18 protein-coding genes are annotated in these 17,835 nt (G+C 71.2%); 10 read left to right on the forward strand and 8 right to left on the reverse strand.

Annotated elements, in window-relative coordinates; genetic code table 11:
* The first annotated feature begins 20 nt into the window (after positions 1-20).
* Together EDF46_RS10930 and EDF46_RS10935 are read left to right on the forward strand one after the other, a co-directional pair.
* On the forward strand, positions 21-905 hold the full coding sequence (locus tag EDF46_RS10930; RefSeq protein WP_123506294.1) for an MTAP family purine nucleoside phosphorylase: 885 nt from the start codon (positions 21-23) through the stop codon (positions 903-905).
* Positions 905-1,945: an NAD(P)-dependent oxidoreductase gene (locus tag EDF46_RS10935; protein WP_199738262.1), complete on the forward strand. Its 1,041-nt coding sequence runs from the start codon at positions 905-907 to the stop codon at positions 1,943-1,945. Before EDF46_RS10930 ends, EDF46_RS10935 begins: the two co-directional genes overlap by 1 nt.
* Positions 1,946-2,019: 74 nt before the next feature.
* Here EDF46_RS10935 and EDF46_RS10940 read toward each other — a convergent pair whose 3' ends face one another.
* Positions 2,020-3,153, reverse strand: a complete 1,134-nt coding sequence (locus EDF46_RS10940; RefSeq protein WP_123506295.1) for a sensor histidine kinase KdpD — start codon at positions 3,151-3,153, stop codon at positions 2,020-2,022.
* On the reverse strand, positions 3,150-3,890 hold the full coding sequence (locus EDF46_RS10945) for a response regulator transcription factor (RefSeq protein ID WP_123506296.1): 741 nt from the start codon (positions 3,888-3,890) through the stop codon (positions 3,150-3,152). The genes EDF46_RS10940 and EDF46_RS10945 overlap by 4 nt, the downstream gene beginning before the upstream one ends.
* Positions 3,891-4,084: 194 nt before the next feature.
* Between EDF46_RS10945 and EDF46_RS10950 the strand changes: the two genes are divergently transcribed.
* From EDF46_RS10950 to EDF46_RS10960, 3 genes are read left to right on the forward strand one after another with little or no spacing between them, the layout of a single operon-like run.
* Positions 4,085-4,801 carry a glycosyltransferase family 2 protein gene (locus tag EDF46_RS10950; RefSeq protein ID WP_123506297.1) on the forward strand — a complete coding sequence of 239 codons (717 nt, stop codon included), beginning with the start codon at positions 4,085-4,087 and terminating at the stop codon, positions 4,799-4,801.
* Positions 4,798-5,490: a DUF2064 domain-containing protein gene (locus EDF46_RS10955; RefSeq protein ID WP_123506298.1), complete on the forward strand. Its 693-nt coding sequence runs from the start codon at positions 4,798-4,800 to the stop codon at positions 5,488-5,490. Before EDF46_RS10950 ends, EDF46_RS10955 begins: the two co-directional genes overlap by 4 nt.
* Entirely contained in the window at positions 5,487-6,164 is a 678-nt protein-coding gene (locus tag EDF46_RS10960) for a bifunctional 2-polyprenyl-6-hydroxyphenol methylase/3-demethylubiquinol 3-O-methyltransferase UbiG (RefSeq protein ID WP_123506299.1), read from the forward strand. The genes EDF46_RS10955 and EDF46_RS10960 overlap by 4 nt, the downstream gene beginning before the upstream one ends.
* 186 nt (positions 6,165-6,350) lie before the next feature.
* Here EDF46_RS10960 and EDF46_RS10965 read toward each other — a convergent pair whose 3' ends face one another.
* Positions 6,351-6,836: a hypothetical protein gene (locus tag EDF46_RS10965; protein ID WP_123506300.1), complete on the reverse strand. Its 486-nt coding sequence runs from the start codon at positions 6,834-6,836 to the stop codon at positions 6,351-6,353.
* Positions 6,833-8,179 (reverse strand): molybdopterin-dependent oxidoreductase, encoded by a 1,347-nt coding sequence (locus tag EDF46_RS10970; protein ID WP_123506301.1) that lies wholly within the window; start codon positions 8,177-8,179, stop codon positions 6,833-6,835. Before EDF46_RS10970 ends, EDF46_RS10965 begins: the two co-directional genes overlap by 4 nt.
* 110 nt (positions 8,180-8,289) lie before the next feature.
* Between EDF46_RS10970 and EDF46_RS10975 the strand changes: the two genes are divergently transcribed.
* The 4 genes from EDF46_RS10975 to EDF46_RS10990 all read left to right on the forward strand — a co-directional run bounded on the left by EDF46_RS10975 (position 8,290) and on the right by EDF46_RS10990 (position 11,781).
* Positions 8,290-9,702 carry a glycosyltransferase family 87 protein gene (locus EDF46_RS10975; RefSeq protein WP_123506302.1) on the forward strand — a complete coding sequence of 471 codons (1,413 nt, stop codon included), beginning with the start codon at positions 8,290-8,292 and terminating at the stop codon, positions 9,700-9,702.
* Between the two features lie 9 nt (positions 9,703-9,711).
* Positions 9,712-10,116 carry a molybdopterin-binding protein gene (locus EDF46_RS10980; protein ID WP_123506303.1) on the forward strand — a complete coding sequence of 135 codons (405 nt, stop codon included), beginning with the start codon at positions 9,712-9,714 and terminating at the stop codon, positions 10,114-10,116.
* 319 nt (positions 10,117-10,435) lie between these two features.
* Positions 10,436-11,512: a GTP 3',8-cyclase MoaA gene (gene moaA / locus EDF46_RS10985; RefSeq protein WP_123506304.1), complete on the forward strand. Its 1,077-nt coding sequence runs from the start codon at positions 10,436-10,438 to the stop codon at positions 11,510-11,512.
* A 2-nt stretch (positions 11,513-11,514) separates the two neighbouring features.
* On the forward strand, positions 11,515-11,781 hold the full coding sequence (locus EDF46_RS10990; RefSeq protein WP_123506305.1) for a MoaD/ThiS family protein: 267 nt from the start codon (positions 11,515-11,517) through the stop codon (positions 11,779-11,781).
* 115 nt (positions 11,782-11,896) lie between these two features.
* On the opposite strand, the gene EDF46_RS10995 is transcribed toward EDF46_RS10990, so the two are convergent.
* Positions 11,897-13,192 carry a ThiF family adenylyltransferase gene (locus EDF46_RS10995; RefSeq protein ID WP_123506306.1) on the reverse strand — a complete coding sequence of 432 codons (1,296 nt, stop codon included), beginning with the start codon at positions 13,190-13,192 and terminating at the stop codon, positions 11,897-11,899.
* Between EDF46_RS10995 and EDF46_RS11000 the strand changes: the two genes are divergently transcribed.
* Entirely contained in the window at positions 13,191-14,768 is a 1,578-nt protein-coding gene (locus tag EDF46_RS11000; protein ID WP_123506307.1) for a glycosyltransferase family 39 protein, read from the forward strand. The genes EDF46_RS10995 and EDF46_RS11000 overlap by 2 nt on opposite strands.
* Before the next feature lie 64 nt (positions 14,769-14,832).
* Here the strand turns inward: EDF46_RS11000 and EDF46_RS11005 are convergent, their stop codons facing one another.
* From EDF46_RS11005 to EDF46_RS11015, 3 genes are read right to left on the reverse strand one after another with little or no spacing between them, the layout of a single operon-like run.
* Positions 14,833-15,777: a 4-(cytidine 5'-diphospho)-2-C-methyl-D-erythritol kinase gene (locus EDF46_RS11005; protein WP_123506308.1), complete on the reverse strand. Its 945-nt coding sequence runs from the start codon at positions 15,775-15,777 to the stop codon at positions 14,833-14,835.
* Between the two features lie 9 nt (positions 15,778-15,786).
* Entirely contained in the window at positions 15,787-16,845 is a 1,059-nt protein-coding gene (locus EDF46_RS11010) for an LLM class flavin-dependent oxidoreductase (RefSeq protein WP_123506309.1), read from the reverse strand.
* Positions 16,842-17,810, reverse strand: a complete 969-nt coding sequence (locus tag EDF46_RS11015) for a RimK family alpha-L-glutamate ligase (RefSeq protein ID WP_123506310.1) — start codon at positions 17,808-17,810, stop codon at positions 16,842-16,844. Before EDF46_RS11015 ends, EDF46_RS11010 begins: the two co-directional genes overlap by 4 nt.
* Between the last annotated feature and the right edge of the window lie 25 nt (positions 17,811-17,835).

Below are 17,835 nucleotides of genomic sequence, written 5' to 3' on the forward strand. Positions count from 1 at the left end.
CTCCCGATAGTCTCGCATCCATGACATCGGTGCCTCGTGAGTTATCCACAGACGCCCCGGCGAGCGGCTCCGCGCCGCGCGTCGACATCGCCGTGATCGGCGGATCGGGGTTGTACTCGCTGTTCCCCGAGGCCGAGTCGCACGTGATCGACACCCCGTACGGGCCGACCTCGAGCCCCGTCACGATCGGCGAGATCGGCGGCAGGCGTGTCGCGTTCCTGACCCGGCACGGCGGCGACCACTCGGTGCCGCCGCACCGCATCGGCTATCGCGCCAACATCTGGGCGCTCGCGTCGCTCGGCGCCAGGGCGATCGTCTCGTCGTCCGCCGTCGGCGGCGTCCACCCCGACTACCCGCCGGGAACGCTGGTCGTCACCGACCAGTTCATCGACCGCACCTGGGGACGCGCCGACACCTTCTACGACGAGGGGTCGGTGCAGCATCTCGCGGCGGCCGACCCGTTCGACCCGATGCTCCGGTCGCTCGCGGTCGACGCGCTCGCCGCCGAACTGGGCTCGTTCGCTCCCTCGGGCACCTGCGTCGTGATCCAGGGACCCCGGTTCTCGACGCGCGCCGAGTCGGTGATGTGGCGGCAGCTCGGCGCCCACACCGTCAACATGACGATGGCGCCGGAGGTCCCGCTGGCGGCAGAGCTCAACATCGGCACCGTCAACCTCTCGTTCGTCACGGACAGCGACGCGGGTCTGGCGCCGTCCGACGACGACGAGACCGACGGCGATGCGGTCAGCGCCGAGCTCGTCTTCTCCCGGCTCGCCGAGGCGCAGCCGCGCATCGTCGCCGCCATCGAGCGGATCGTCTCGTCGATCCCCGCCGACTACGCGTCGGGCGAGCTGATCGCACCGGCCGCTGTCGCCGAGGTGCTGGCTCGGCCGGTCACGCGCTGATGCTGCTCGTCACCGGCGGCGCCGGGTTCATCGGCAGCACCATCGTCGAGGCGGCCCTCGCCGCGGGGCACAGCGTCCGCGTGCTCGACAGCCTGCGCTCCGACGTTCACGGCGCGAAGCCCGAACCCGACCCGCGCGTCGACTTCGTCGAGGGAGACGTCCGCGACCACGCCGTGGTCGACGCCGCCCTCGACAGCATCGACGCCGTCTGCCACCAGGCTGCGAAGGTCGGGCTCGGCGTCGACTTCCAGGACGCCCCCGACTACGTGTCCTCGAACGACGTCGGCACGGCCGTCGTGCTCGCCGCCATGGATCGCGCCCGCATCGACCGCCTCGTCATCGCGTCGTCGATGGTCGTCTACGGCGAGGGCGCCTACCGCGGCCCGTCCGGCATCGTGCGACCGGCAGCCCGCCGTATCGACGACCTCGACGCCGGCGTCTTCGACCCCCGAGACGCGGCCGGAGACCTCCTGACGCCCGAGCTCATCAGCGAGGACGCCCCCCTCGACCCCCGCAACGTCTACGCGACGACCAAGCTGGCGCAGGAGCACCTCGCCACCGCCTGGTCCCGCTCCACCGGCGGGCGAGCCATCGCCCTCCGCTACCACAACGTCTACGGGCCCGGCATGCCGCAGAACACGCCGTATGCCGGCGTGGCCAGCCTCTTCCGCTCCGCCATCGAGCGCGGTGAGGCACCGCGCGTCTTCGAAGACGGAGCACAGCGCCGCGACTTCGTGCACGTCCGCGACGTCGCCTCCGCCAACCTCGCCGCGCTCGACGCCACGAAGGCCCAGGAGCCGCGGACCTTCCGTGCCTACAACGTGGGATCAGGCGACGTCCACACGATCGGAGAGATGGCAGCCGCCCTGTCGCGGCACAGCGGAGGGCTCCCGCCGGTCACCACAGGTGAGTACCGCGCCGGCGACGTCCGCCACATCACGGCGTCGTCGGCTCGCCTCCGTCGCGAGCTCGGCTGGGCACCGGCGGTTAGCTTCGACGAGGGGATGCGCGAGTTCGCGTCCGCGAGCCTGCGCCCCTAGCCCGGAGTCGTCGTGGCGGCTTCGCCGCGGAGTCGGCCGCCGACGCTGCCGACGAGTTGCCCCACAGCAGCGAGCTAGCCGACGACCCGCTGCGGCACGATGAGGTCGAAGCGACAGCCGGCGCCCGTGTTCTGCACCCGCACACGACCGCGATGCGCGGTGATGATTCCCTCGACGATCGCGAGGCCGAGCCCGGCACCGCCGGAGGCCCCGGGCGTCCGAGCCTTGCCGGCCTGCCAGCCGGGCTCGAAGACCCGCCCGAGGTCGGCCTCGTTGATGCCGCCGGCGGCGTCGCTGACCGACAGCACGACGTCGTCGCCGTCGACCGCGACCGCCAGCTCGATCTCAGCGCCGACGGGCGATAGCCGCACGCTGTTCATGATCAGGTTGGCCATCGCCCGGGTGAGCTCGTCGGGGTCGGCGTCGAGGGTGACGTCGGCGACGTCGCGCGCCACGAGCACGACGCCGCGCGCGCTGGACACGGGTTCGAGCTCGGTCACGATGTCGTCGAGCAGCTCGCTCGTCCGCACCTTCTGCACCGTGAGCTTGAGAGCGCCGGCGTGGATGGTCGACAGCTGGAAGAGGTCGTCGACCATGCCGCCCAGCTTGTCGACCTGGGCGAGCATCTGCTGGTGGTATCGCGCCGGGTCGGCGACGATTCCGTCCTGGAGGGCCTCGGCCATGGCGCGGAGCCCGGCGAGCGGGGTGCGGAGGTCGTGCGAGATCCACGCGACGAGCTCGCGCCGCGCGGACTCGGCGCGGGCCTCGCGATCGCGCGACTCGCGGAGTCGGGAGTCGGAGGCGGCGAGCTCGCGAGCGAGGGCCGCGAACTCGTTGGCTACCGGGGCGGACGCCGGCTCGAGGGAGTCGACCGAGCCGGACCCGACTCGCTTCGCCTGCGCGATCAGCTCGCGGCTGTTGCGGACCAGCGTGAACCCGAGCACCAGGGCCAGCCCCACCGAGACGACGCCCGCCACGGCCGCCACCCACAGGAAGAGGTGGAAATCATGCGCCGAGAGGTACATCTGGTCGGCGGCTACGACCATGCCGCCGACGAGGGATCCGATGGCGGCCACCGCGACGATCGCGATCTGCGCCACGAGCGAGACGCGTCGGAGCAGCCGCAGCACGAGGAGCGCGACGATGCCGACGACGAGGGCGGCGCCCAGAGCCCAGGCGGCGAGGTGGACGAAGTCGAGAGCGGTCACGCCGCGACCGCCGCGTCGGGCACGAATCGGTAGCCGACGCCCCACACAGTAAGCAGGTGCACGGGTGCAGCAGGGTCGGCCTCGACCTTCTCGCGCAGGCGCCGCACGTGGACGGTGACGGTGGACAGGTCGCCGACCTCCCACTCCCACACCGCCTTGAGCAGCTCCTCGCGGCGGAACACCTGGTCGGGATGTCGGATCAAGAACGCCAGCAGGTCGAACTCCCGCACGGTGAGCACGAGCCGCCGCCCCTCGACCGAGATCTCGCGCTGCGACACGTCGAGCCGGAAGACGCCCTCCACGACCACGGCCTGAGGCTCGAAGGGCGCAGTCGTGCGGCGCAGCACGGCATCGACCCGGAGCATCAGCTCGCGTGGCGAGAACGGCTTCACGAGGTAGTCGTCGGCCCCGGCCTCGAGCCCGTCGATGCGGTCGGCCTCTTCGCCGAGAGCGGTGAGGATGATCACCGGCACGTCGGTGAACGCGCGGATGCGACGGCACACCTCGAGCCCGTCGACGCCGGGCAGCATGCGGTCGAGCAGGATCAGATCGGGCCGGTTGTCGCGGACCCGGGCCACGGCGGACAACCCGTCGGCGACAAGGGCGGCAGCGTGTCCGCGCGACCGGAGGTACGAGACGACGACCTCCGCGACGATCGGATCGTCTTCGACGACGAGCACACTCCGGCCCGGAGCAGGGGTGACGGCCGCGACGGGACTCGGAGCAGAGAAGGACACGTCTGATATTTTACGTCCGCTTCCCGAGAGGAAAGCCGATTTCCGCAGATGTCCAGGTTCTGTAATGATTCCGGCGGCCTTCGGCTCGACGAGACACCTACTGTCAGGGAATGTCCACCATTCCCACCGGAAGCGGGACGGCTCCGAACTACCACCACGGCGCCACTGGGGGGCCGAGAAGAACCGGAGTTCCCATGAGCACCATCCAGGTCGACGTCATCCTGCCCTGTCTCGACGAAGAAGCGGCGCTGCCATGGGTGCTGTCGCGGCTGCCCGAGGGCTACCGCGCGATCGTCGTCGACAACGGGTCGACCGACCGCTCAGCGGCTGTGGCGCAGGAACTCGGCGCCACCGTCGTCCACGAGCCCCGCCGCGGCTTCGGCGCCGCCGCCCACGCCGGGCTGACTGCCGCGACCGCGCCCTACGTCGCCTTCTGCGACGCCGACGCCTCCATGGACCCCGCCGACCTGCCCGCGCTCGTCGCGCCCGTCGTCACCGGTGCCGCAGACCTCACTCTGGGCCGTCGGCGCCCGACCCGGCGCGGTGCCTGGCCCGTCCACGCCCGCCTCGCCAACTTCGTCCTCGCCCGGCTCATGCGCCGCGCCTCCGGGCTCCGCCTGCACGACCTCGGCCCGATGCGGGCCGCCCGCCGCGACGACCTCCTCGCCCTCGACCTCCGCGACCGCCGCAGCGGCTACCCGCTCGAGATGGTGCTGCGGGCGACCGGGTCCGGCCTGACCGTTCTGGAGCTCGACGCCCCCTACTCGCCGCGCGTGGGCCGCAGCAAGGTGACCGGCACGCTGCGCGGAACGATCCGGGCCGTCCAGGACATGTCTGCGCTCTTGCGCGAGCAGCGCCCCGTCGCCACGGCGCCGGTCCGTGCCGAGTCCCGCGAAGGAGCCCTCCGATGAGCGCGGCACCACTCATCACGGTCGTCGTGATCGCCAAGGAATGCCTGCCAGGCCGCGTCAAGACCCGCCTGCACCCGCCGCTCAGCCTGGAGGAGGCAGCCGTCCTCGCCTCGGCCAGCCTCTCCGACACGCTCCAGACGGTGGCCGCGCTGCCGGCGGCCCGACGCATCCTCCTCTTCGACGGCGTCACTCCCCCGCCCGACGCCCACGGCTTCGACGTCGTCCCGCAGGCTTCCGGCGGTCTCGACGAGCGCCTCGCCGCGGTCTTCGACCTCGTCGACGGCCCCCTGCTGCTGGTCGGCATGGACACCCCGCAGCTCACCCCGTCGATGCTCGCGCCCGTGTTCGAGCCGTGGCCCGACGAAGTCGACGCGTGGTTCGGCCCCGCCAACGACGGCGGCTTCTGGGGCATCGCCCTGCGCGAGCCGACCGGCGACCTCGTCCGCGGCGTGCCCATGTCGCAAGACGACACCGGCCGCCACCAGCTGGCCCGGCTCGCCGAGTCCGGTCTCGGAGTGGGCTTCCTGCAGGAACTCACGGACGTCGACACGATCGATGACGCCCGGGCCGTGTCCGCGGCGGCGCCCACCACCCGCTTCGCAGGCACCTTCCGCGATCTGGCGACCACCGCAGTTCCTGCGCCCCTGGCCTTCGCCGACGCCTCGACCGACGGTCGAGCCACCCTGTGAGCATCGCCGAGATCGGCCGCGAGGCCACCTTCGGGGCAGGTGGCTCCGAGCCCTACGCGCACGCCCTGCGCCGCGAGGGCCGGCTTCAGCTGGTGCGCGACGCCGGCGCCGTCATCGACTCGTACGACCTCGGCCGCTGGATGGCCGACGCCGATGCCGTCGACCGCGCACTGCTGGCCGCCGAGGCCGGGCCCGTGCTCGACATCGGCTGCGGCCCCGGGCGCATGGTCGCCGCGGCCGTCGACCTCGGCTTCGTCGCCCTCGGCGTCGACGTGTCGCGTGCAGCCGTCAAGGTCGCACGCCGCGCGGGGCTTCCCGTGCTGGCCCGGAGCGTCTTCGACCGCCTGCCCCGCGAGGGCCACTGGAAGACGGCCCTTCTGATCGACGGCAACATCGGCATCGGCGGCGACCCCGCCGCCCTCCTGGCACGCTGCGCCGAACTGCTCGACCGCCGAGGCGCGGTCGTGGTCGAGGCGCAGTCCGACGACTCCGTCGACGACGTGTTCACCGCGTCGGTCCGAGACGACGAGGGCCGCACGAGCTCGACTTTCCCGTGGGCCGAGGTCGGCTCCGAGGCGCTCACCCGCCACGCCCACCGCGCGGGCCTCGAGCTCGACGACGTGTGGCGTGCCGACGGCCGCGTCTTCTGCCGCCTCACGCCGACCCGCCGCTGACGCAGGCGCGCCTGCCCCGCCCGGGCCCGCCCGGCCCGGGCCAGGCCCGCCCGGGCTGGTGAGGGGTCGCTGCTTGCTCTCGAGGCGGTGCTCGCCGACAACGAGCGACCCCTCACCGCCGGTGGCGGGGCGGGGGGCGCCGCGAAGGGGCGCGAGGCGTTGCGCGCGCCACGCCACGACGCGACGTCAGGCCAGCTTGCTCGCACGCCGCGCGCGCACCCGCAGGTACACGATGACGCTCAGCCCGACGATGACGGCGATGGCGGCCCAGAGCAGCGCCAGCCGAGGCGCATAGTCGAAGGGCAGCACTGTCGGGTTCTTCGGGATCTTGGCCTTGCGGATGATCTCCGGTACGACGACGAGGGTGAAGATCGATCCGACCACCACGCCCGCCTGGATGATCGCGAGGACTCCGCCCGGGACCTTGCGCCCGGCTCGCCTCATGACCACGCTGATCGCGACGACCGCCGGAGAGATGATGCCGTCGTGGATGATCACGGCGCCAATCAACCAGGTCAGCAGCCCCCAGATGCTCTTGGGCTTCACGGTGTCGACCATGACCCAGGCCCCCAGCAGGATCGCCAGGGCTCCGGCGATGATGAGCACCGTGCGCACGACGCGGGTGCCGCGGCCCACCCTCAGCTCGACGCCGTCGGACGGTGCGGCGGTCATGCGATCACCTCGATCGAGCTCAGCCATTTGGTCTGCAGGACGCCCGGGCGGCCGGGCGCGATCATGCGTGCGGGATACCCGTGGTCGATGTCGAGCCGCTTGCCGTTGAGCTGGAGCGCCACGAGCGTCGTGGGGTCGTTGACGTATTCGCGACCCATCAGCGTCACGCGGTAGCCGCCCTTCTTCTCGAGGCTGGTGATGCGCAGGCTCTCGGTCTCGGTCGCCCCGACCGCAGCGACCAGGTCGCGGAGGCGGACGCCCGTCCAGTGGCCCATCTGACTCCAGCCCTCGACGCAGGAGATCGGAAGCGACTCGGCGGACTGCGGCATGGCCTCGAGGTCGTCGAGAGAGAAGGTCGTGGCCTCGCCGTTGCGCATGAGCGTGAGCACCCAGCTCGGGTCGGTCGCCGTCTCGAGCACCTGCGCCGCCTTTGCGGTGCGATTCACGGGCAGGTCGTTCGGACCGATGCCGTTCTTGCGGGGCGCGAAGACGTTGATCGGGCCGAGGGCGGTGATGGACTGGCCGCCCGTCAGAGCGACGAGCCCCACGGTCGTGCCGCCGACGGCGGCGATGAAGCCACGCCGGGAAGTCTTCTTCTCGACCTCCGGGGTGCGGTCGATCCAGTCGAAGATGCGCCCGACGAAGCCGCGCGGGGGCCGGGACTCGACGACGGCGCTCGAGATCTCGGCCGGGAACACGACATCGGGGTCGCGAAGCGCGTCGGCGTCGTAGTCGAGGGCGGCGAGGCGCTCGCGGGCGACGTGCCCGCGCGATGGCGGCACGATGTCGTCGGCGAGCGGGATGAAGTCGCCGTTCTCGTCGTAGCTGTCGCGGGCCCGCCAGTAGCGCTGGATGACCGGCAGCTTGACGCCGATGTGAACGGCCAGCGAGCCGATGATCACGTAGGCGAGCGCGTAGTGCACCTGCTTGAACGGGAACGGCCACGGGTAGTACTGGAAGGTGTTGAGCAGGCCGGTGAAGATCTGCACGAGCGAGGCGGCGACGAACAGAGCGATCGACGCGCGCTCGAGCACCTGCAGGGGCGTCTTGATCGGCGGCCACTGGAACAACTGAGGGAAGACGGCGTAGAGCTTGGCGAAGAGCAGGGGGAAGCAGGCGATGCCGGCGGTGATGTGGATGCCCTGGGTCCAGCGGTAGAGCGAGACGGGACGCGTCGGGAAGCGCATCCACGACGCCGGCTCTTGCAGGAAGTGGCTGTACAGCCCCGTCAGCAGGCAGATCAGGAAGGCGAGGCCCAGGAGTCGACCGACAGCCACGGCCGTCCGCGCGTTGCGGTTCGGCGAGGTCATCGACCGCCGGAGGCCGTACATCAATTCGCGCATGCTGTATCTCACCACGAACGGTCCTCTCGTCGAGCCGATCTGCTCGAAACGTCACCGTCGCGTAAGGAGTTCGGACCCGCGGTCGGACTCGGTAGGGCAGAGTTGTCGCCGTGCGCACCTTCCTCGCCGTCCTGGCCTCTGCGGTCCTCGCGGCGACCGTCGGCTGGGGCGTCACCCACCTCGGCTTCTACGTCGCCGGCGTCGGCCATACCTTCCAGGTCTGGACGCTGGCGTGCTGGGCGCTCTTCGCCGCGGCCCTCCTCCTCCTTCGACGCGTTCCGGCCCGGGCCGCCACCGCGGTCGTCCTCGTCGGCGCCGCCCTCATCGGCGGTGCGGCGATCGCCGGCCCGCCGAACACGAGCACCGACTCCGCCCGCTACGCGTGGGACGGAATCGTTCAGGGCCACGGCATCTCCCCCTTCGCGCACGCTCCCAACTCGGCGGTGACGCGCGACCTCAAGCCCGACTGGCTCTTCCCCGCCCCGACGACGGCCGCCGACGGGACGCAGGAGTGCACCGGCACCCGTGTCTTCACGACGCACGAGAAGGGCACGCACGACCTCCTCTGCACGACGATCAACCGACCCCGCGTGTTCACCATCTACCCGGCAGCGGCCGAGCTGTACTTCGCTGCCGTCCGGGCCGTCGTCCCGGTGACCGCGGAGTACTGGCCGTTCCAGCTCGCGGGCCTGATCCTGAGCCTCGGCGTCACCGTCCTGCTCCTGGCGCTCCTGCGCCGCCGGGGCCTCGACCCGCGCTGGGCCGCCCTCTGGGCCTGGTGCCCCCTGGTCGCGTCCGAGGCCGTGACCAACTCGCACGTCGACCTGCTGGCGGCCGTGGCGGGGCTGGGGGCGACCGCGCTCGTCGCGAGCAACAGGCGATGGCGCGGCGGAGCCGTCCTCGGGGTGGCGATCGCGGTCAAGCTGTTCCCCGTCGTGGCCGCGCCGGCCCTGCTGCGGCGCAGGCCGGTCGGCGTCGTCGTCGGCGCGATCGCCGCTTTCGCACTCCTCTACGTGCCCTACGTCATCTCGACCGGCCCGAAGGTCATCGGCTTCCTGCCCGGCTACCTCATGGAGGAGGGCGTCGACGACGGCTCCCGCTTCGCCCTCGTGTTCCTCTTCGTCCACGGCAAGGCGACGACCGTCGCGGCCGTGCTGATCCTCCTCGTGGTGGCGCTGATCGTCTGGCGCACGACCGACCCCGACAACCCGTGGCTCGGCCAGCTCGTCATGATCGGCGCGTTCCTGCTGGTGCTGAGCCCGCGCTACCCCTGGTACGCCCTGCTGCTCGTGCCGTTCGTCGCGATGACGGGCCGCTTCGAGTGGCTCGGCATCGCGCTGGCGATCTCGATCCGGCAGTTCTGGCCGTACGCGTACGTGCGCGCGTGGACTCTCGGCGCAGCTCTCGTCATCATCGTGGCGATGGCGATCTGGCGATCCGGCCCGGGCTGGCGGGGCCGTATCCGCGATCGTGCGCGCGACGAGTGGCACCTGCTCCTGCCCGCGCGACTCCAGCGCCGCTAAGGTCGGGCCATGCCACAGATCAGGATCTCCGAGGCCGCCCGCTATCTCGGCGTGAGCGACGACACCGTCCGCCGCTGGATCGACAACGGCACGCTCGACGCCGAGAAAGGCCCGAACGGCCGCACCGTCGTCGACGGCCTCGCGCTGGCGAAGCTCGCTCAGAAGAACGCCGTCCTGCCCGAAGACACCTCCGACATCGGCCGCTCCGCGCGCAACCGCTTCATGGGCCTGGTGACGAACATCGTCATGGACACCGTCATGGCTCAGGTCGAGCTGCAGTGCGGGCCGTTCCGCGTCGTCTCGCTGATGAGCAGCGAGGCCGTCCGCGAGCTCGGCCTCGAGCTCGGCTCCGTCGCGATAGCCGTGGTGAAGGCGACGACGGTCATCGTCGAGACCCCGCCGCAGAAAAACTAGCCGGGCGACCAAACCGTTCTGGGGCGGGTGTCGAACTCATCACTGCGAATCACTGATCAGATCGCACCCCTCTCTGCCGGCGAGAGACCCGAAGCCGGCTGACCATCCCAGCAGTACGGAACCACCAGCATCACGGAATCACCAGTAAGACCGCTCCACCAGCACCACACCGGATCAATGAACGCCCGGCGGCCCGCAGCGAACAACTCGCGTTGCGGTCCCCGGGCGTTGCTCGTCGACGGGGTGCCGTCTCTTACGACCTCGTGACAAAGATCCCCAGGGCGCAGGAACTTCGACCCGCCTCGTTTAGGCTCATCCAATGGTCGTCTCTCTCGGAATCCCCACCCTCCCCGGGCGGGTGCACGGCGCGACCGACGGCCGCCCCGCGACTCCCGGCCTCGTCGACCGCTTCGGCCGCACAGCGACGGATCTCCGCGTCTCCCTGACCGATCGCTGCAACCTGCGCTGCACCTACTGCATGCCCGCTGACGGCCTGCCCTGGCTCGATCGCGAGCAGGCGCTCAGCGCCGACGAGATCGTCCGCCTCGTCGAGATCGGCGTGCGCGACCTCGGTGTGCGCCAGGTGCGGTTCACCGGCGGCGAGCCGCTGCTCCGCGCCGACCTCGTCGACATCATCGCCCGGTGCGCCGCCCTCGAGCCCCGCCCCGAGCTCTCGCTGACCACCAACGCGATCGGCCTCGCGTCGCGTGCGGAGTCGCTCGCGGCCGCCGGTCTCGACCGGATCAACGTGTCGCTCGACTCGCTCCACGCCGAGACGTTCATGAAGGTGACGAGGAGGCCGTTCCTCGAGCGCGTCCTCGAGGGCGTCGACGCCGCTGCCGCCGCAGGCCTCGGCCCCATCAAGATCAACGCCGTCCTGCTGCCGGGCGTCAACGACCACGAGGCGCCGGCGCTGCTGCGCTGGGCGCTCGAGCAGGGCCACGAGCTGCGCTACATCGAGCAGATGCCCCTCGACGCCGACCACACCTGGAGCCGCTCCAGCATGGTGACGGCGGCCGACGTCCGCGCGCTGCTGGCACCGCACTTCGGCCTCGCCCCCGTCGAAGCGCCGCGCGACGGCGCACCCGCCGAGCGCTTCACCGCGACGGCGACCGACGGCTCGGGCCTGACCGGCACCGTCGGCATCATCGCCTCGGTGACCGAGCCCTTCTGCGTCGACTGCCGCCGCACGCGGCTCACGGCCGAGGGCAGCGTCCGCAGCTGCCTGTTCTCGCACACCGAGACCGACCTCCGCGAGTCGCTGCGCTCCGGCGCCGACGACGCGGCGATCGCCGAGCTGTGGCGAGGCGCGATGTGGCAGAAGCCGGCCGGGCACGGGTTGGACGACCCCTCGTTCGTGCAGCCGGCCCGCTCGATGAGCGCGATCGGCGGCTGAGCGTGGCAGTGACGGTGACCCTGCGGTTCTTCGCCGCGGCCAAGGGAGCGACCGGGCTCGACGAGATCGAGTGCGTGTCGGCGGAGGTCCCGACGCTGGGCGAGCTCGTCGACGCGATCCTGCCCGCGGCCGGTACCGACCCCGACGAGCTGGAGCGCATCTTCACGCGGTGCTCGTTCCTGGTCGACGGCGCGACGACGCGAGATCGGGCGCAGCGCGTCCCCGGCGGTGCCGTCGTCGATGTCATGCCGCCCTTCGCCGGAGGCTGAAGTAGACGAACACAGTGCCGGAGGCTGAAGTAGACGAACACAGTGCCGGAGGCTGAAGTAGACGAACACAGTGCCGGAGGCTGAAACAGACGAACACTAGACCGGCACCGGCCCCTCAGCCGCGCAGGTTGGGCCTGAACCCGTCGGGGTCGATGTCGCCGAGCGGCAACGGCACGCGGCCCGTCCCGGCGGTGGGCGAGGCGGCACCGGCGAGGGCGGACGGCCGCAGGGTCCAGCCGAGCATGCCGCGGGTGAGCACCGTGACGTCGTACCCCTCCTGAGCGAGGAGCCGGGCGGCGGCGCGCGAGCGCGGCTCGCGCGCGCAGTACACGACGACGGGAACAGCCGGATCGAGCTCGGGCCGCACCGGCGTGGTCGAGCCGAAGCCGGCGGCGAGCACCGAGCCGGGGATCGCCTCGACGTCGTGCTCCTGCCGCTCGCGCACGTCGACGAGCGCGAAGTCGTCGGTGCCGGCCGCTCGGGCGGCCAGGCGCGACTCGAGGGCGTCGGCAGCGATCACGCGCACCTGCGCCTCGGGCTGCGGGGCGGCGTGACGCGGGGTGCCGAGTTCCTGCGCCCTGATCGCCTGTCGCTCGGGCGAGCGCACGAGGCGGCTCTCGCGCCAGGTGCCGGTGAGCGCGTCGATCGTCGCGATCCGGCCCAGCAGCGGTTCACCCGCTCCGGTCACGAGCTTGAGCACCTCGGACGCCATCACAGACCCCACAGTGCCGCAGAGGGGGCCGAGGACCCCGACGTCGGAGCACGACTCGTCGAACCCGTCCGCCGGGGGCTCGGGGTGCAGGTCGCGGTAGTCGACGCCGCGGCCGTCGGGGGCGGCGTCCCAGAAGACGCCGACCTGGCCGTCGAACCGCGAGACGCTGGCCCAGACGACCGGGAGCCCGCGCTCGGCGGCGGCATCGGCGACGACGTAGCAGGTGTCGAACGAGTCGCTCCCGTCGACGACGATGTCGTAGTCGTCGAAGATGCTCGCAGTTCTCTTCTCGAGCAGGAACGCGTGCACGCGCACGTCGACCGAGCCGTTCGCGGCACGCACCCAGTCGGCCGCCGCCCTCGCCTTCGGGAGCCCCACCTGGTCGGGCCGGTACAGCACCTGCCGCTGCAGGTTCGAGACGTCGACGACGTCGTGGTCGACGATTCCCAGAGTTCTGACACCTGACATCGCGAGATACTGGATGACCGGAGAGCCGAGGCCGCCTGCGCCCACGACCAGGACGCGCGCCCGGCCGATGCGCTGCTGGCCGTCGAGACCGATCTCAGCCAGTCGTGATGTGCGCGTGTAGCGTTCGACCTCTGGCAGGCCGCCCGCCGAGGGGCTCGTCTGCTCCGAACGTCCATCATCAGCGCTCGCGCCGTCACCGCCAGCACCCACCAGGGGAGGAAGCCGCACCATGACCGACCTCCTCGACTCGCGGACCGCTGCGACACCCACTGTACGACGCCGGTCGTTGCGTCCTGCTGGGTGGTACCGCGACGTGCGAGCGCGCCGGTTCGGAGACGCCGGGATCGCGGGGGCGTTCGCGTTCCTGCTCTCGGTGGCCTTCTCGTGGGTGCCGTCGGTGTGGTTCGACGAATCGGCCACGGTCGTGTCGGCGACGCGTTCGTACAAGCAGCTCGGGGCCGAGGTGCAGACGGTCGACGCTGTGCACGCCACGTACTACGGGCTGATGCACGGGTGGTTCGACCTCGTCGGCTACACGCCGTTCACGCTGAGATTTCCGAGTGCTGTCGCCACGGGACTCGCCGCGGCGCTGGTGGTGCTGCTCGCCGCGCGGTTGACCGACAAGCGCACGGGCCTCGTCGCGGGCCTCGTGTTCGCCGTGCTCCCCCGCGTGACGTGGATGGGCGCCGAAGGTCGTTCGTACGCGACCGCGACCCTGCTCGCCGTCGCGCTGTCGCTGGTGCTGATGCACGCCACGACGAGGCCGCGGCCGTCGAAGCGGCTCTGGGTGCTCTACGGCGTTCTCGCCCTGGCGGCCGGCATGGTCTTCCTTTACGTCGCGCTCGTCGTCGTCGCGCACGGTCTCACCCTCGCGCTCTGGGCTCTCCGCAGCCGTCTGCACGACCGGGAGACACCGTGGCGCCAGGCCCTCGGCGGCTGGGTGATCGCCTCGGCGACCGCGGCGCTCGCGCTGATCCCTCTCGCTCACCTCGCCAGCTCGCAGTCGCGCCAGATCAACTGGATCCTGCGGCCCGGCTGGAACGTCTTCCCGAACGTGCTCGGCTGGCAGTGGTTCATGGCCAACTGGCAGCTCACCGCCGTCGCCTGGGCGCTCGTCGTGGTCGGAGTCGTGTCGGTGCTGCGCCGGGGTGCGCGTCATAACGCGCCCAACGTGCTCCAGGTCGTCGTGCCGTGGATGGCTGTGCCGACGGTGGGGCTCATCGCCGTTTCGATGGTCTCGAACCCGGTGTACTCGCCGCGTTACGTGACGTTCGGCGCTCCGGCCGTCGCGATCCTGATCGCCGTCGGGCTCACGGCTCTCAGCCGCCGCCGCTTCATCGCGGCCGGCCTCGTCGTGCTGATCGCCCTGACCGCCCCGAGCTACGTGAGCCAGCGCCAGCCCGAGGCGAAAGACAACTCGTCATGGGCCGAGGTGGCCGACCTCATCGCGCATGAGCGGTCGCTCGAGCCCTCGGGCGGCGACGACGCCATCATCTACGGCCACCTGCGACGCCATGCGGCCGCGTCGGCGCGCAACATCGCGTACACCTACCCCGACGCGTTCGCCGGCCTCACCGACGTCACCCTGAAGAAGCCCGCCGCCGAGACCGGCAAGCTCTGGGAAGACCGGTTCGCGCTCGCCGACACGATCGAGCGGGTCGACGGCCACGAGTACGTGTGGCTCGTCACCAGCGACAAGCGCGACATCCGGCCGGCCGTGACGCAGGCGCTGGCCGATGAAGGGTTCCGCGTCGAGAAGCAGTGGCACCTGACCTACGTCAACATCGTGCGGTACCAGCTCGGCTGATCGCGGGTGTCGGTGCCGATCGCGGGTGTTCGTGCCGCCCGCGGCTGTGGGACGCCGAGCCGAGCTAGTCGGCCACGACCCGCGCGCCGTGCACCGGCCCTGTCGCCCGCACGACGTCGAGCCCGGAGGCGCTGAGCGCGATCTGCAGCTCGAGGGCCCCGTCGAGGTCGGGCGCCAGGAAGGCGACGGTCGGCCCCGACCCCGAGACGACGCCGGCGAGGGCGCCGTTCTGCTCGCCGAGCTCGAGCACGTCGGCGAGACCGGGCTCGAGGTGCAACGCGGGCGCCTGGAGGTCGTTGTGCAGGACGTCGGCCAGAAGCGCGGGGTCGCCGGCGCGGAGGGCCTGGAGCACGCCCGACTCCACCCGCGGCGTACGAACGACCGGGCTGATGTCGGCGCGGTGTCGGTTGCGGTGCTCGTCGAGCTCGCGGTAGACGGCGGGCGTCGAGAGGCCGAAGTCGGCCAGGGCGAGCACCCACTGGAAGCTGCCCTGCGCCAGCGCCGGGCTGAGCTCGTCGCCGCGCCCGGTTCCGATGGCAGTGCCACCCATCAGGGCGAAGGGAACGTCGGCCCCGAGCTGGGCGCCGAGACGGAGGAGCTCGTCGCGCGAAAGCCCCGTGCCCCACAGGGTGTCGCAGGCGAGCAGCGTCGCGGCCGCGTCGGCGGACCCCCCGCCCATGCCTCCGGCGACGGGGACGTTCTTGTCGATGACGAGCTCGACGCCGCCGCGATGGCCGGTCGCCTTCGCCAGCAGCTTGGCCGCGCGGATCGCCAGGTTGGTGTCGTCGACCGGCACGCCTGACAGGTCGATGCCGGCGTGCACCGACGTGAACCGCACCGTGAAGGCGTCGGCCTCGGCGGCGCGCACGTCTTCGTACAGCGAGACGGCCTGATAGGCCGTCGCCAGCTCGTGATAGCCGTCGTCTTGCAGGTCGCCGACGCGCAGGTAGACGTTGATCTTGCCTGGCGCACGAGTGTGGACCACAGTCGGGCTCCCCACGGACGTCATACGTCCAACCTACCGGGAGACGGAGGCCTCTCGTGCCGACGGCGACTCCGCACGCACCAGCGGGATGACGTCGCGGGCGAACCGCTCCATCTCCTCGACCTGGGGCGAGAACTGCAGCAGCAGCGTGTCGACGCCGGCGGCCTCGAACTCGAGGATCCGGTCGGCGACCTGACGCGGCGTGCCGATGAAGCCCGGGCGGAGTCCGCGATTCGACACCGAGTAGTCGCGCAGGTCGGGCTCGTGCTCGAGGTGCGACTGGGCGACGAAGTCCTGGTACGACTCGTACGCGGCGCCGTGACTCACGTCGGTGATGCGCGCGAGCTCCTGCTCCGCCTCCGCCTCCGTGTCGCGGACGATCGCGTACGCAGCCATGCCGAACGCCTCGAACGGCGTCGCGCCGGCCTCGGCGCGCTTGGCCTTCATGTCGTCGACCTTGGCGCGGAGCTCGTCGACGGTTCCGCCGTGCGTCAGGTAGGCGTCGGCGAACCCGACGATCGCGGCCTTGCCGGCCGGGCTCTCGCCACCGGCGTAGATACGCGGCTGAACGTGGGGCTTCGGCTCGAGGTGGGAGCGCTCGAGGTCGTAGTAGTCGCCGTGGAAGTCGAAGGGCGTCTCGTTCCACAGGCCCTTGAGGATCGAGACGAACTCCGACGTGCGAGCGTAGCGATCGTCGTGCTCCGAGAAGATGCCGCCGTACTGCCGGGCCTCCTCGGCCCACCACGCCGAGACGACGTTCAGCGTGAAGCGGCCGTTCGACACCTCGTCGATGGTCGCCGCCTGCTTGGCGGTGACGGCCGGCAGATGGTAGCCAGGGCGCACCGCGACCATCAGCTCGAGCTTCTCGGTCACGGCGGCGATCGACGCCGTCAGCGCCCACGCCTCGAGCGAGGGGGCGGCGACGCCCTTGATGTCGTTGAGGTTGAGCTCGGGGATGAGTGTCAGGTCGAACCCGACTCGCTCAGCCGTCTGCACGACCTTCTTGACGTAGTCGAAGGTGACTGGCATCTGCTCGTCGTCGACGTTGCGGAGCCAGCCGCCGAAGATCGGGGTCCAGAAGCCGAACCTCACGCGAGGACCTCGACGGGGGCCGTCTCCGGGTAGGCGGCCGCCAGCTCGCGCCCGAGGAAGCGTGCGATCTCGCGCGGCCCGGACAGCGTCGCCGCGGCCTCGACCTCCGGGTTGTAGTTCGTGTTCGTGTTGACGTCGTAGACCACCGTGCGGCCGTCGGTCGTCTCGATGAACTCGATGCCGGCGATCTCGATGCCCTGATCGCGCAGGAACTCGGGAAGCCGCCGGACCAGCGGGTGCTCGGCGATCGGCTCGCCGCCGGCGGTCCTCTCCCGCAGCGCGAAGAGCGGCGCCTGTCCGGGCAGCGCGCACGCGTCGGCGGGGCAGAACTCGAAGGTGCCGCCGGAGGTGTCGACGCGGACGGCGTAGACGAACTGCGAGTCGACGAATTCAGCCCTCGTGACGAAGGACTCGGCGCCGACCAGGAGTTCCTGAATGAGAGTGATGCCATCGGGAGACGACTCGAAGTCGTCGGACTCGACCCAGGCGGCGAACTCGGCCTGGTCGTCCCAGCGCCGCACGCCCAGGCCCTTGCCGCCCTGGTTGTGCTTCGAGATGAAGGGGGTGGCGAACGACTCGGCGGTGGCCGCGAGGTCGCGGGTGCCGAACACGGCCTTGGTCTTCGGCACATCGAAGCCGAGACGCTGGAGGGCGAGGTGCTGCTGCACCTTGCTGACCTCGATGTCGATGACCTTCCGCCCGTTGACGACGCGGCGACCGGCGGCCTCGAGCCACGACAGGGTGGCCCGCGTGTACTCCTTCGAGAACTCGTTGCCGCGCGTGTGGGCGCTGGCCGACATGCGCGACCAGTAGATGCCGGGGGCGGGCTCGACGGTGAGGTCGATGGCGCCGTCGGTGAGCAGCAGCTGCTCGACGGGGACTCCCTCGAGCTCGAAGGCTCGGGCCAGCGGCGGGAACCACTCGGGGTTCTCGTGGATCACGTACACGGTGGGCTGATCGGTCACCCGCTCAGCCTAGGCACTCCCCCCG

This window comes from Frondihabitans sp. PhB188 (assembly GCF_003752365.1).
In the GTDB taxonomy this organism is placed as follows: Bacteria; Actinomycetota; Actinomycetes; order Actinomycetales; family Microbacteriaceae; genus Frondihabitans.

Excerpts from the sequence above, each read along its gene's own strand:
- EDF46_RS10930 (WP_123506294.1), top strand. The coding sequence starts at position 21 with ATGACATCGGTGCCTCGTGAGTTATCCACAGACGCCCCGGCGAGCGGC.
- EDF46_RS10935 (WP_199738262.1), top strand. The coding sequence starts at position 905 with ATGCTGCTCGTCACCGGCGGCGCCGGGTTCATCGGCAGCACCATCGTC.
- EDF46_RS10950 (WP_123506297.1), top strand. The coding sequence starts at position 4,085 with ATGAGCACCATCCAGGTCGACGTCATCCTGCCCTGTCTCGACGAAGAA.
- EDF46_RS10955 (WP_123506298.1), top strand. The coding sequence starts at position 4,798 with ATGAGCGCGGCACCACTCATCACGGTCGTCGTGATCGCCAAGGAATGC.
- EDF46_RS10965 (WP_123506300.1), bottom strand. The coding sequence starts at position 6,836 with ATGACCGCCGCACCGTCCGACGGCGTCGAGCTGAGGGTGGGCCGCGGC.
- EDF46_RS10970 (WP_123506301.1), bottom strand. The coding sequence starts at position 8,179 with ATGCGCGAATTGATGTACGGCCTCCGGCGGTCGATGACCTCGCCGAAC.
- EDF46_RS10980 (WP_123506303.1), top strand. The coding sequence starts at position 9,712 with ATGCCACAGATCAGGATCTCCGAGGCCGCCCGCTATCTCGGCGTGAGC.
- moaA (WP_123506304.1), top strand. The coding sequence starts at position 10,436 with ATGGTCGTCTCTCTCGGAATCCCCACCCTCCCCGGGCGGGTGCACGGC.
- EDF46_RS11000 (WP_123506307.1), top strand. The coding sequence starts at position 13,191 with ATGACCGACCTCCTCGACTCGCGGACCGCTGCGACACCCACTGTACGA.
- EDF46_RS10995 (WP_123506306.1), bottom strand. The coding sequence starts at position 13,192 with ATGGTGCGGCTTCCTCCCCTGGTGGGTGCTGGCGGTGACGGCGCGAGC.
- EDF46_RS11005 (WP_123506308.1), bottom strand. The coding sequence starts at position 15,777 with ATGACGTCCGTGGGGAGCCCGACTGTGGTCCACACTCGTGCGCCAGGC.